This window comes from Neisseria musculi (genome assembly GCF_014297595.2).
GTDB classification, from domain to species: domain Bacteria; phylum Pseudomonadota; class Gammaproteobacteria; order Burkholderiales; family Neisseriaceae; genus Neisseria; species Neisseria musculi.
On the sequence record NZ_CP060414.2, the window covers coordinates 2,619,761 to 2,633,870 of the forward strand.

At 56.2% G+C, this 14,110-nt stretch carries 8 protein-coding genes; 3 read left to right on the forward strand and 5 right to left on the reverse strand.

The genetic code is table 11. The features are described from left to right. Positions 1–123: 123 nt before the first annotated feature. A complete protein-coding gene (gene recJ, locus H7A79_RS13535) occupies positions 124–1,845 on the reverse strand; it encodes a single-stranded-DNA-specific exonuclease RecJ (RefSeq protein WP_187000521.1) in 1,722 nt (573 codons plus the stop codon). A 309-nt stretch (positions 1,846–2,154) separates the two neighbouring features. On the opposite strand from recJ, the gene H7A79_RS13540 reads away from it, so the two are divergent. Together H7A79_RS13540 and orn are read left to right on the forward strand one after the other, a co-directional pair. After that, positions 2,155–2,643, forward strand: coding sequence for a GAF domain-containing protein (locus H7A79_RS13540; protein ID WP_135034646.1), 489 nt, complete (start codon positions 2,155–2,157; stop codon positions 2,641–2,643). A gap of 1,574 nt (positions 2,644–4,217) precedes the next feature. Then, the gene (gene orn / locus H7A79_RS13545; RefSeq protein WP_187000522.1) at positions 4,218–4,775 is read left to right on the forward strand and encodes an oligoribonuclease; all 558 of its coding nucleotides are present in this window, start codon (positions 4,218–4,220) and stop codon (positions 4,773–4,775) included. A 725-nt stretch (positions 4,776–5,500) separates the two neighbouring features. Here orn and H7A79_RS13550 read toward each other — a convergent pair. Further along, the gene (locus H7A79_RS13550) at positions 5,501–6,490 is read right to left on the reverse strand and encodes a hypothetical protein (RefSeq protein ID WP_187000523.1); all 990 of its coding nucleotides are present in this window, start codon (positions 6,488–6,490) and stop codon (positions 5,501–5,503) included. Positions 6,491–7,980: 1,490 nt separating this feature from the next. Here H7A79_RS13550 and H7A79_RS13555 point away from each other — a divergent pair. Then, positions 7,981–9,228: a M23 family metallopeptidase gene (locus H7A79_RS13555; RefSeq protein ID WP_246408160.1), complete on the forward strand. Its 1,248-nt coding sequence runs from the start codon at positions 7,981–7,983 to the stop codon at positions 9,226–9,228. Between the two features lie 1,112 nt (positions 9,229–10,340). On the opposite strand, the gene H7A79_RS13560 is transcribed toward H7A79_RS13555, so the two are convergent. From H7A79_RS13560 to pgi, 3 genes are all read right to left on the reverse strand, one after another. After that, complete coding sequence (locus H7A79_RS13560) at positions 10,341–11,021, reverse strand: YiaD family glycine zipper/OmpA-like lipoprotein (RefSeq protein WP_135034649.1); 681 nt, start codon at positions 11,019–11,021, stop codon at positions 10,341–10,343. Positions 11,022–11,215: 194 nt separating this feature from the next. Further along, on the reverse strand, positions 11,216–12,064 hold the full coding sequence (locus tag H7A79_RS13565) for a YoaK family protein (RefSeq protein WP_187000524.1): 849 nt from the start codon (positions 12,062–12,064) through the stop codon (positions 11,216–11,218). Positions 12,065–12,189: 125 nt separating this feature from the next. Beyond that, positions 12,190–13,821: a glucose-6-phosphate isomerase gene (gene pgi / locus H7A79_RS13570; RefSeq protein ID WP_187000525.1), complete on the reverse strand. Its 1,632-nt coding sequence runs from the start codon at positions 13,819–13,821 to the stop codon at positions 12,190–12,192. Positions 13,822–14,110 lie beyond the last annotated feature (289 nt).

Consider the following 14,110-nt stretch of genomic DNA (forward strand, 5'->3'; position numbering starts at 1 on the left):
GTTTCAATACTGCATTTGCGGCAATGGGTCGGCCAATAAACTTCTTGCGGAGTTGCAAGAGCGTCAGGCCGTTTGCAAACGGATGCGGCATTTGTTTTCAGACGGCCTTTCCATCAAGGCCGGCTAGGCCGCTTCCCAATAATCGATATAAAGCTGCAATTCGGTGTGGTTGCGCCATTCGTTGGCCACGGGGCGGTAAACCGTGCGCACGCGCGCGGGAATCTCTTCGGTGCAACGCCAAAACATGGCTTCAAATTCGCGGCCTTCTTTTTGCAGCCATGCTTTTTTGTGGTTCACGCCCATGGGCTGCTGGCGGACAACGGCAAATTCATCGGTGAAGCTCGGCGGTGCAAACCCCTGCCCCCACACATGGCGGGCGAGGTTTTGCGCCTGCTCGAGGGTGAGCTCGGCGGCGGGCAGGCTGCCGTCTGTGAGGTAGGTTTGCGACAAATCGTCTTCGCAAACCAGCCCGCGCACCACGTTTTCAAAGGCCGTCTGAAAAGCATCGATATCGTGTTCGCGTATGCTCAAACCCGCCGCCATGGCGTGCCCGCCGAACTTTAAAATCAAATCGGGGTGGCGTTTGCTCACCAAATCCAACGCATCGCGCAGGTGCAGGCCGGCAATGGAGCGGCCGGAGCCGCGCACTTCGCCGTTGCCGGCGGGGGCGAACACGATGGCGGGGCGGTAGAAGCGCTCTTTCAGACGGCCGGCAACAATGCCTATAACGCCCTGGTGGAAGTCGCTGCGGTAGGCCACCAGCGTGGTTTGGCCGGGGGGCAGCGCGGCGGGGCAGGCATCGAGCGCGTCTTGCAGCATCGATTGCTCGATTTCGCGCCGCTCGATGTTCAAGCCGTTTAGGCGGGCGGCGAGGGTTTGCGCTTCGGCATCACTCTCGGCCAGCAGGCAGGCGATGCCCACCGACATATCGTCCAACCTGCCGGCGGCATTGATGCGCGGCCCCAGTGCAAAGCCCATATCGAAAGGCTGTGCTTTGCGCCAGTCGCGCCGCGCCACCTCAAACAGGGCGCGGATACCGGGGCGCATTTTGCCCGAACGCATACGCTTCAGCCCCTGCGACACGAGAATGCGGTTGTTGTGATCCAGCGGCACCACATCGGCCACCGTGCCCAGCGCTACCAAATCCAACAGTTCGCCCAAATTAGGCTCGGGCAGGCCGTCTGAAACAGAATGGGCGTGTTCAGACGGCTTAAACCAGCCGCGTCGGCGCAATTCGGCGCGCAGAGCCACCAACACATAAAAAATCACGCCCACGCCCGCCAGGCTTTTGCCGGCAAACGTGCAGCCTGCCTGGTTGGGATTGACGATGATGCAGTCGGGTGTGCGCTCGGCGGGCAGGTGGTGGTCGGTGATGACAACATCGATGCCCAATGCCTGCGCGCGCGCCACGCCGGCGAGGCTGGCGATGCCGTTGTCCACCGTTAAGATTAAATCCACATTTCGGGCGGCGGCGGTTTCAGACAGCTCGGGCGTGAGGCCGTAACCGTGTTCGAAACGGTTGGGCACGAGAAAATCCACCGTTGCACCCATTGCGCCCAAACCCTTCATGCCGACCGTGCAGGCAGTGGCGCCATCGGCATCGTAGTCGGCCACAATCAGGATTTTCTCGCGTCGCTGCACCGCATCGGCCAACCGCGCCGCCGCCGCCGTGCAGTTTTTCAGGCTTTGGTAGGGCAGCAGCGCGGCCAGTTTGTCGTCAAGCTCGGCCGGCGAAGCCACATCGCGCGCCGCGCACAGGCGCGCCAGCAAAGGGTCGGTGCCGGCTTCGATCAGGCTTTGGCAGATATTGGGGTTGAACGGGCGGGTTTGGATTTTGGCAGACATGAAACGGGAAAATGCGGGAAAAGCCCGTATTGTATCGTAAAACAAAATAAAAGCGGTACGGCATAGCCCCCGCCTGCATCAGAGCGTACGGGCAGGCTTGCCCTGCCCCGCCCCTGATTATCCGGCTGCCGCTATAGATGCGGGGATATGGAGCAGAGTGTTTCAGACGGCCGGAGATTTTGAAAAGGGCGGCCGTCTGAAAAAAACAAGATGCGGCAAAGTTTGGCTGTTGATTGCAACCGTAATACTTGACCTGCCGCGCGGCTGTGCAACAATAGCGGCTGTTTTTTGACACAGGCAGCCCGCACCATGCACACCATTCAAACCGGCGGCACCACCAAAGTGGAAATTTATCAGGAAATCCTGCCGCAAATCGAAAGCCTGATTCGGGGCGAACCCGACCTGAGAGCCAATCTCGCCAACATCAGCGCGGTGTTGAAAGCATCGTTCGGCTGGCTGTGGGTGGGCTTTTATCTGGCCGACCACAACCGCCGCGAACTGGTGTTGGGGCCGTTTCAGGGGCCGCCGGCCTGCACGCGCATTGCCTACGGGCGCGGCGTGTGCGGCCGTGTTTGGGAAAAAGGCAGCACTATTGTGGTGGAAGACGTGAACCGTTACCCCGGCCATATCGCCTGCTCGGCACTGTCGCAATCCGAAATCGTTGTGCCCGTGTGGGACAAAACCCGCCGCCTGATGGCCGTGCTCGATGCCGATGCCGAAACCACGGGCTGTTTTAACGGCACCGATGCGCATTATCTGGGCAGGCTGGCCGAAATCGTCATGCGCTACCACGGCTGACGGGCCGCAGTTTCTATAAAAAGTAGATGTACCTTAGCGGGCATAAATATGCCGTCAGGCACACAGGCGCTGCAAGCACTTGGGGCTGTCTGAAAAAAGTTTTCAGACAGCCTGATAGCATAAACAACTATTGTTTTTTTATCCGAGCCGCCAGTTTCTTCAAACACTCCGCAAAGAGATCCTACTTGGTTTTTTAAAATCTGCTCATCATATTCTTATGCTTTCGCTATATGCGCGTTTAACCCAACCATGCCTATCTAACTTCATCATGGACCTTTGTTCCGCTTTTCGTTTGTATTTTCTCTCCTTTTGCACTTCTGCTGTTGTTCCTGTGTCGGGGCGGGCTGCCGGCTGTTATCGGGCGGAGGCAGTCAGCAGCATCGCCACTGCCCATGACATCGATAGGGGGGGCAGCGTAGGCGGTAAAAGTTGGGGGTAGAGCCCAAGCATGGGGCAGCATTAATCTTCACAACGCTGGCGCGGCGACTGATACAGGATCGGCAATCGGCGGTCAGGCAGTCCACAGCCAAAGCATAGGCTTTGGGCGCGAGGTTCTCAGTCGGAGCAGCACCAACCACAGTGACATCGGTACCCACAACATCTCCATCGGTAAAGGCCAAACAGGCGGATAAGCCTGATCTGTCTATACCGCCATACGCACCGAAACCGCGGAAGTCAACTCAGGCCGTTTGAACAGCCGCTTCGACCCGGAGCGGGCGCAGTGGGAGTTGGATGTGCAGCGGGTAACGCAGCAGTTCGGACAAAACATCGCCTATCTGCAGGGTCAATCAACAGGTCAATTAGCTAAGCGCAAAAAAGCAGCTAGAAAATCAGCGGAGCCGACTATAACGATAAAGTACAGAAGCTGTAATGTAATACCTGAACGTGGGCATCAGCAGCATAGCCAGCACATTGGCCGCCCCGGCTAACAGCGGTTTGAGCAACCCTATCGGTGCTTATGGCTATAGGACAATACTTCAAAGACTTGGTACAGGAAAACCTGCTCAGCGGCAAAACCCCGACCGCCAAACTGACTGCCAAGAAACCGCCTGGATTCTGACACACGGCATTTTGGCCGCTGCCACTGTGAAAGCAGCAGATGCCTCAGGTGCGGCCGTTGCAACGGGCGGAGCGGAGACAGCGATCCGTATCTGTCGGAACGGCTGTACGGCACTTGCAATGTGGAGAAACTGAGTGCGGAGCAGAAAACCGTTTTAGATATTATTGCGCAACTGGTAGGTGCGGGCGCGGGAATGACCGCAGGGTAGCGGCCGTCTGAAAAACCGTTCAGACGGGCTTGCCGTAAAATTCTTGTATTTTTTTTCTGTAGGAAATTCCAGCGTTGTTTACACTTTCCGTTTTTTGCATGCAGACCCATTTTGGGATTTTTGAGGGTTGTCAAGAATGCCGAAAGGCACGGCGAAGCCGCATCGTTCTTGAGAATGCTCGAAAATCACGAAACCATCATTCCAGCAAAAAAACAAAAGCTGTTTGGCATAAAAAGTGTAAACAACCCGACCTTTTCCAACATATAATCATGTTTCAACAAAACAGTAAACAGGCCGTCTGAAAAAATGACTCAAAACGCAAACAATCTCTGCTGGCTCGATATGGAAATGACCGGGCTTAACCCAAATACCGACCGTATCATCGAAGTGGCGATGATTATTACCGATCAAGATTTAAACGTGCTGGCGCAGTCGGAAGTGTATGCCGTGCACCAAAGCGATGAGCTGCTGGACAATATGGACGCATGGAACACCGCCACCCACGCGCGAACCGGCCTCACGCAGCGCGTGCGCGAATCGCGCTTGGGCGAAGCCGAGGTGGAGCAGCGGCTGTTGGATTTTATGAGCCGGTGGGTTCCTGAAAAAGCCACGCCGATGTGCGGCAACACCATTCATCAAGACCGCCGTTTTATGGTGCGCTATATGCCGCGCCTGGAAGCGTATTTCCATTACCGTAATCTCGATGTGTCCACCCTGAAAGAGCTCGCCCGCCGCTGGCATCCGGCCGTGTATAAAGGCGTGGTGAAAAAAGGCTCGCATCAGGCTTTGGACGATATTCTCGAAAGCATCGAAGAGATGCGCTATTACCGCGATAATTTTCTCAAACTGCCTGAGTCCGTCTGAAAAAGGTTGCGGCAAAATACGCCGGCCCGGGGCGTTTCCAAAATCAGGCATCATCAGCAGAGCGCAGAGCATCTCAAAAAAATGGGTTGCCGTTATCTTCGCGAAGGCAGAAATAACAAGGCATAGACTGTTGTAGAAAATCATACTTTTCGTGTTTGCCTGAAGCTTGTTTTGAGATTTTGGCGGGTGCCGAGAATGCCGCAGGGCAGGGCAAAACCGCGCCGTTGGTGAAAATAAAAACACTCAAAAACCACAAAATCATTATTTCGGCAAAACACAAGCCAACCCGCATAAAAGGCAGGCAACCCGGCCTTTTCAAGCCTCGCCCGCAGTGTGCGGCACACAACGGGGCAGGGTGAAGTGCCCGGCAATGCAGCATGGGTGGAACACGTTTCAACAGGGTTGTAAAACCTTGCTTTCGGGGCAAGGTTGGGTGCGGTATGGTTTTTTGCTGTTTTACAATATTTTCAGACGGCCTGATGCTTTTGCCAAAGATCAAAAACACCGCAAGAAGTCGGCCGCCGTTCCCGCAAAGACGGGGTGCGGGAGTTTGTTATCCAATTATTTGTTTAATCCATACTTGAATATTTCAACCCAAGTTCCCGCCTGCGCCGGAATAACGGTATTTAAGCTTTTCAGACGGCATTTCATTTTAAGATATTTTTGCAAAGACCTCGGTCAAAGCGGGTTTTGCCGGAACCCCGGTTACACAAGCCTTGTTTTTGCTAGCCGCCTAAATTTCCTGCAAAGGTTTTCTTTTTCTTCCAAAACGCCCGCGCTGCTTTGGGGTTGAGCGTGAGGCTGCCGCCCTGAGGGCCGTCTGTGGCGATGGTGAGGCTGTTCAGACGGCCTTGCTGCAAAGCCTGCCACAATGGGGCAAACCAGCGTTGTTCCCAGCTTTCCAAAATCTCTTTATATGCCCACGCATCATCGGTATGCCGGGTAACGGCCAGGTCGTCTAAAAACAGCAGGCCGTCTGAAACGGGGCGGTTGTGCCTGCGCGTTGTTTCCATCCAGGCATCGAAATCATCAGGCGCACCGGTGCGGCTGCCCAGGTAAAACTGCGCCCACGGGCTGCTGCTGCCCAACAAAGGATTGCCGGCGCGGCTGCCCGCTATATCGCGCCACAGCCACACGCCGTTGACGGTAGGAACCCGTGCGGCGGCGCGCTTTGCATTGAGCGGGTGGGCGTGCAGCCACATTTGGATTTCGGTTTGCTTTTGCAGCCACACGCGGCTGCTGGTACCTTCGGCGCGGACAGAGCCATCGATTCTGCCGAGCACGTCTAAAACCGGTGCCGCCTGCCAGTCGGGCTGCGCGGGCAGGGCAACCAGCCACAGGTCGGAGCGTAGTGGGTGGAAGTGCCAGCCGTCGGTTTGCAAAAAACGGCTCAGGCCGAGGCAGAACGTTTCGGCTTCGTGTGCCTGAATTTGAATATCGCCGCCGCCGAGCATATCCATATGGTGCATTCCCATCTGCTGCCAAACCGGGCTGGCAAACACCGCCGCCTGCTCCGGGCCGATGCCCAAAGCCGGTTTGGCATGCTCCAGCAGGCTGCCGTGCCATAAAAAACGGCCGTAAAATTCAGACGGCCGCGCGGGTGTGGCGGCATAGGAGCCGAAACGCATCATTTTATTGAGCGAGGGCAAAACGGTTGCCGGCTGGGCGGCATCAGTGTTGCGGTTCAGGGCGGGGAGGGCTAAAGTAAGATGCATGGGAGAATTCATGTGCAGATAAAAGCTATGTATATTTTACGCTATTGTGCGGATTTTTCACGCAGCGAAACTTCGCCTTTAAAGCAGGGGGAGTGGTTTTGTGATACACTTCAAATGAGAAATCAAAAGATATAATTTTTGTGAAAATCAATGCAGTAGCAGAATCATGGCGGGAAATCCCGCCCGGCAATCAAGATAAGAGGCCTGGTATGACAAAGCCCTTGAGTATGTTTTTAAAGTCCTTGGCAGAAAGCAATGAGGCCGAGGCGGTATCCGATGCGCCTGTTTCGCGTCCGGCGAAACCCGAGCCTGTCCGGCATACCGATGCCGAAGCGGAGCGCAAGGTTGCGCCTGTAGAAAGCACTGCCGCATTCGAACCCGTGCGGCCCGCGCGTGAAAAAACGGCGGCCCTTCCTTTTGAGGAAATGCCCGATTTGGTCAGCCCGGTGGTCGAGCCCGCGCTGTTGGCTGCCGAGCCGATGATGACCACACCGTTTGCGATGAAATCAGTGCCGGTGGAGCCTGTATTGGTGAAGCGCGGGGCGGTTGGTTATCAAGAAAAAGAAACGGCTAAAGAGCCTGCTGTTGGCGCGGCAGCAGAAAAAAATGCAGCGGCAGTTGCGGTTAAGGAAACCGTTGCGGCGCAATCCGAGATTCAGCCCCAAGCTATTGCGGCTGCTGTTTCCGCAAAAAAAATGGTGGCAACGGCAAAAATCACCATAAACCAACCGTTGTCGGGCTTGTATGCTCCCGCCCTCAATGTGAAGCCTTCGCTGTTTATCAAACAGAAACCGCAGATTGCGTCTGAAACCGTTGCGGCTGCAGCCATTGAAAATGCAGCGGAGCCAACCGTTCAGACGGCCTTTGAAACAACAGATGCGGCCAAAGCCGCTGCAGGTGCAGTTGTTACAGAAACCAATGTGCCGGTTGTTGAAACCATTGCGGCAGAAGCGGAGCAAGCCGCCGCTGTCGTGGAAGCCCGAAAAGCGGAAGCGGCGCAGGCCGTTATTGCAGAAGTTGGAGGGCAACCCGCAATTGCCGCATTGGAGACAACAGAATCTGAAACCGTTGCGGCAGAAGCGGAGCAAGCCGCCACTGTCGTGGAAGCTCGAAAAGCGGAAGCGGCGTTGATGGCGGGTGAAGCGGAGGAAATACCTGCTACTGCGATAAGCGTTGCCGAATCCGAAACCACCCTCTCCGTTTCGGAGCGCGCGGCAGAAAAATTGGCTGCTGCCGCTGCGGTTTACGCAGGGCAGAAAGCAGCGGCAGCTTCGCGCAAGATTGCTTTGCCGAAGCTGCCGAAAATCACTGCGTCCAAAATCAGTATGCCGAAAGTATCGGTGCCGAAAACCACTCAATCAAGGGCAGCGTTCAAAACCGCAGTCAAACCCATCCGTTTGGCATTGTTGTCGATTTCAAGCGTGCCTGCCGTGGCCGCGGTGGGGCGTTTTTGGCAAAATAAACCTGTGCGCTGGTCGATTTTGGGGCTGATGCTGCCGGTTTCCGGCATGGTGGCGGCTTATGCTGTTAATGATCCGAAGCCCCGGCCCGAGCTTTACCGCGCCGAGCGCGTGATGGAAGAGCTGCCGCCGGTTTATGTGGAAAGCGGTACGTTCCAGGGCAGCTATTGGGCGCAGGAAGCGGTGGAACCGGGCGATTCGCTCACCGATGTGTTGCAGCGCATGGGCGTGTCGGATGAAGAAATCCGCGAAGTGCTGGCGCGCAATTCGATTGACCGCAGCATGATCCAACTGCGCGCCGGGCAGTCGGTCAATGTGCGTTTCGATGCATCGGGCAACATCACCGATGTGCAGTTTTTCAACGACGATGACAACGGCTTCCGCGATTTGGTGGCCTTGGAAAAAGTAAACGGCAAGTGGCGCACTTCCACTTCTGCCGTTGAGATGGAAACCATGCCCACGCTGCGTGCGGTGCAGGTGCGCACTTCGGCGCGCGGCGCGTTGGCACAGGCCGGTGTGCCGGTGGAAGTGCGCGAATCGCTCAATGAGATTTTTCACGATATCGTGAATGTGGACGATCTCACCAACGGCGATTCTATCCGCCTGCTGTATAACAGTATGTATTTCCGGGGTCAGGAAATGGCCACCGGCGATATTTTGGCGGCAGAGGTGGTGAAAAAAGGCAAAACCTATCAAGCCTATTATTACAGTCAGGGCAAGGGCGATGAAGAAAGCGGCAGCTATTACGACCAAAACGGCAAATCGCTGCGCCTGCATGAAGGCTTCAACGTGAAGCCGGTAGATTATGTGCGCATTTCTTCCCCCTACGGTGTGCGGCTGCACCCTGTTTTACGCACGGTGAAAATGCACACGGGCATCGATTATGCTGCCGCCACCGGTACACCCATCCGTGCCACGGCCGATGGCGAGCTGACTTTCAAAGGCTGGCAGGGCGGCTACGGCAATACTGTGATTTTGCAGCACAGCAACGGCATCGAAACCCTCTATGCCCACATGAGCGCGTTTTCGGCAGCACGCGGGCGGGTTAAGGCAGGCGAGGTTATCGGCTATGTGGGCAGCACAGGCCGCTCGACCGGCCCTCACCTGCATTATGAAGTACGCAAAAACGGCCAGCATATGAACCCTACAGCCATCGCCTTGCCGACACCGAAGCTCACCCCCGCCAATATGGCCGAGTTCCGCAAACAGCAGCAGGCGCACACGGCTACTATGGCAGCGGTGCGCAATCTGCCGGTAACGGTAACACAGTTGGATTAGGCGCTGCTTGGGGGAAGCACCCGACAGGGTTGGGTTGCCAAGCGCATCTTGTGCAGAACACCATACCGTGCTGTTCGTGAGGGGCGCCGGAAAACAGATTAAGGCCGAGACCTTTGCAAAATTCATTCAGGCCGTCTGAAAAGTGTTTTCAGACGGCCTTGTTTTTATACCTTTGCGCATCGCCGCCTTCTGCGTGAGACGGGCGGTATTGTTTTATTTTGCTTGGTAAGGAGCGCAATCCGTATTGTTTGGCAGTCGGGGAAACCGGTTTGGCAGGCCGTGTGGTCAAAAACCGGCACAAGGCCGTTTGAAATCTGTTTTCAGACGGCCTTGTGTTTTTTTATGCCTCTGTGCATTGCCCCTTACTGCGCGGAGATGGCGGTATCGTTTTATTTTCTTGCCTTTGCCTTAAAAGCCATGCCGTGCAGCGGGTGCGGGTGTCGAACCTGTTTTCCAAGATGGGCAGCCGTTAAAAGAGGGATAATGTATTGGGTTTGAAAGGCCGTCTGAAAATATTTTCAGACGGCCTAGAATGATTCAGACGGCCTGAAATGTTGGGAAAGGCCGGGCTGTTTACAATTTTTATACCATACTGCTTGATTTGTGTCGGACATATCGGTTTTGTGATTTTGGGGTATGCTTAAACGCTATACGGTTTTCCCTTGTTTTTGCGCGTTCTAGACAGTTATCGTAAACCCACTTTATTTATTTCCGTTGCGGTGTTGCCGTGCCTTAGTGCAAAGGAACGGTTCTGCCGCCCAAGCGGCAACAGGGTCGGTCTGTATGATGGTTATACTGCAGCCGGTTGTTTTGCGCTGAAAATAAAAGAGCCCCACTATAGTGCAACCGCTTCCTGCCGAAAGTTAAAAAGAGTGCACCGTTTGGGGAGCGGGCATAGAATGCCGCATCCGCCGTTATTGCGGCGGATGCGGACAGGTGTTTGAGCCGATGCGTTGTCGAACACTGCCGGCTGCGGTTAAAAAACAGGCTGTTTGCATCCAAACACAAGGCCGTCTGAAGTTTCAGACGGCCTTGTGTTTCAAACGGCCTGATATATTGCACCCCATGAAAAGGGGTGCATTTTTACATGCTAGTGTATATCTGACCGATGTTTACTGTTGTTGTTGCGCGGCACGCACGGCGTTTTGGTCGGGGTTGATCAGGATTTCTACACGGCGGTTTTTGGCGCGGCCTTCGGCGGCGGCGTTAGACGCAACCGGCTGGCGCGAGCCGTAACCGATGGTGCTCAGGCGCGAAGCGGCTACGCCGCGCTGGTTCAGATAGGCAGCCACGGCTTGAGCGCGGCGTTTGGAGAGCGGTTCGTTGATGGCATCGGAGCCGGTGGTGTCGGTGTGGCCGGCCACGGTTAAGGTGGTGTCGGGATATTGCACCAGGGTTTCGGCCGCTTTGTTCAGCGCATCCATCGCATTGCCGCTCAGGGAGGCGCTGTTGGTGGCAAATGTTACGCTCTCGGGCATGACCAGTTTGATTTGGTTGCCTTGACGCTCCACTTCCACATTGGTGTTTGCCAGGCTCTCGCGCAGTTTTTTCTCTTGATAATCCATGTAGCCGCCGATGCCTGCACCGACTGCGCCGCAGGCCAGCGCAGAGTTGCGCGCGCCTTTGCCGCCGTGGGTCAGTGCGCCTACGATACCGCAGGCGGCTGCGCCGCCCAAGCCGTATATGGCGGTTTTGCTGGTTTTTTGCTGGCCGGTAACGGGGTCGGTTACGCAGCCTGCCAACATCATGGCCGAAGCGGCGGCCAATACGGTTAAGGATTTCAATGTTTTCATGGGTTTCCTTTCAAAATCATTCGATATGCGGCAAACCGGAGCGGGGTTTGCCATCGCGCAAACTATATAAGACATCGGCGCGGCACAACAGTTTGCTTAACTTGATATTACATTGCAGCAGCGGTTTGTTGCTTTTTGCGCGCCGCGAAGGCCGTCTGAATGCCCGAAGCGTATCTTTTACAACACAGTATCACTTATCTGCCGCGCCGGTGTTGCTGCAAACGGCGCACCAGCATCAGTTTGAGCCGCAGTTTTACATCGTAGCCTATCGAGCCGAACCCCAGCACAAACAATACTGCCGACACCGGCAGGGCGAAATAGTGGCCGACACTGTGATAACCCCATGCGCCGATCAGCCCGCCGGCCAAAAAGGCGGCCAGCAGCCCGGCCAGCAGTTTGGCTTTGGGTTTGTTGGTGTGGATATGCGGCAGTTTGGGGTTGTTGCTGCGGTTGTAATACAGCATTTTGGAAATTTCTATGCCCAAATCGGTTGCCGTGCCCGTCATGTGGGTTGAGCGGATGGAGCCGCCCGACAACACCGTTATCACGGTATTGTGCATACCCATGATAAAACACAGCAGCAGCATGGCGGCAACGGGCAGGCTGCCGCTGTGCCAGTCGGCCACAATGGCGCCCACGGCGCCGAACAGCAGCAGATACACCGCTTCCAGCCACATCGAAAAGCCGAAGCCGCCGCGGAAACGCTGTCGCTTCGCCCACAGAATCACCCAGCTCGAATGCGCCGCCCCGCTAATAAAAAACACCATGCCGGCAAGGGCGGTGAGTGCCAAACGCCATTCGCCCAAATACGCCATGTCGGCTGCGTGGGACATTTCGCCGGTAACGTGCGAGGTGTAGCGTGCTACCGCAAAAAAGCCGCCTGCATTGATTGCGCCGGCCAGCAGCGCCATCAGATAGCCCAGCAGGCGGAAACGTGCATCGCTGATATTGTGTTCGTGCAGATAAGGTTTGTCGGCCTGCCAAAACGGCGGCGTGTGTTTGCGGCGCGGATAAGGTGTGGGGCGGGGGTGTCGGGTTTCCATGATGCGGTGTGCGGGCGGAGAGGGTATTGTACAAGGCCGTCTGAAAGATAAATGCGTTCAGACGGCCCGAGTATATTGTATTGCATAACGGTTGCTGAAAAACTTCAGCCTGCCGGAAAAGCAGCTTAAGGGTTGCAGCGGCGGTAAAACGCAATCAGCCCGTTGGTGGAGGAATCGTGGTGCAGCTCTTGCGCCAAGGCAAGCTCGGGCTCGATGTTTTTCGCCAGCGCCTTGCCGTATTCCACGCCCCATTGATCGAATGAGTTGATGCCCCACACCACGCCTTGGGTAAAGATTTTGTGTTCATACATCGCAATCAGCATACCGAGGCGGAAGGGGTCGAGCGTTTCAAGCAGAATGCTGTTGCTGGGGCGGTTGCCGGGAAATTCTTTGTGTGCCGCCAGGCTGCTGCGCTCGGGTTCGGGCAGGTGGAGCAGTTCGGCAAGGGCTTCGTGTTGCGTTTTGCCGCGCATCAGGGCTTCGGTTTGGGCGAAGGCATTGGCAACGGTGAAACGGTGCTGGCGGCCGATTTTGTAGGGGGTGCGCATCGACACGATGAAATCGGCGGGAACCAGCCGTGTGCCCTGGTGCAGCAATTGGAAGAAAGCGTGTTGGCAGTTTACGCCTTCTTCGCCGAACACGATGCCGCCGGTGTGATGTTCCACTTTGCCGCCGTGCAGGGTGCGGTGTTTGCCGTTGCTTTCCATATCGAGTTGCTGCAGATAGCCGGGCAGGCGGCGCAGGTTGTGGCTGTAGGGAACAACGGCCTGGCCGTGCGCGCCGCAGAAATTGCTGTACCAAATGCCGATTAAGGCCAGCAGGGCGGGAATATTGTGCCGCAGCGGCGTGTGGAAGAAATGCTCGTCCATGGCGTGTGCGCCGCTGAGAAATTTGCGGAAGTGGGTGCCGCCCACGGCCACCATTACGGGCAGGCCGATGGCCGACCACACAGAATAGCGGCCGCCTACCCAGTCAAACATGGCAAACACGTTGTCGGGCGGAATACCGAAGTTGTGCGCGGCTTCCACATTGCTGGAAATGGCGGCAAAGTGTCGGGCGATGTCGGCTTCGCGCAGGCCGCCATCGCGGAACCATGCGCGGGCGGCATGGGCATTGAGCAGGGTTTCGGGGGTGCCGAACGATTTGCTGGCCAAGCAGAAAACAGTGGTTTCGGCATGGAGCGGGGCAAGTATTTGAGCGATGTTGGCATCATCGGAGTTGGATACAAAATGCACGCGCACGTTTTTGTGAAAAGGCTGCAAAGCCTGCACGGCCAGTTGCGGGCCCAAATCGGAGCCGCCGATGCCGATGTGTACAAAATCGGTGATGCGCTTGCCGGTGGCGCCGGTGTGCACGCCGTTAATCAGGCTTTCGGCAAAGGCCAGCGCGCGGTCGAGCTCGCGGTGTATGGTGGGGATGACGTTTTCGCCGTCCACCCGCACGGGGTCGGCATCGGCAGGCAGCCGCAGGGCGGTGTGCAGCACGGCGCGTTTTTCGCTGATGTTGATTTTGCCGCCGTGGCGCATGGCTTCGGCCTGCTGCGGCAGGCCGGTAGTTTCGGCCAGTTTGCAGAGCAGGTTCAGGGTTTCTTCGCTGATGCGGTTTTTGCTGTAGTCAAACAGAAGGCCGTGCAGGGTTTCGTGCATGGAGTCGAAACGCTGCGGGTCGGCAGCAAACAGGTCGCGCATATGGGTGCCGGCCATGTCGGCGCAGTGTGCCTGCAGATTTTGCCAGGCGGCAGACTGGGTTATGTTCATTGTTGTTCCTTTGCGGCTGGGCTTTGCTGCCCGGACAGGCCGTCTGAAAGCGGGCTTGTAAAAAATACAGTATAGCGGAGAGTCTGTTTTCAAAACAAGGGATTAAATTTGGCAAAGTGTGGGAATTCAAACATTGCAGGCAGCGGGCGGCCGTCTGAAAGTTTCCTGACGCTGCGCGCGTTGCCGAGGGGCGGCAATGGGCCTGCATCGGAAAGTGCATCGCCCGGTTAAATAAATTTAACACCAACAACCTGTTGTTGCTGAAAACGGTTGCAGTTGTGCGGAAAAA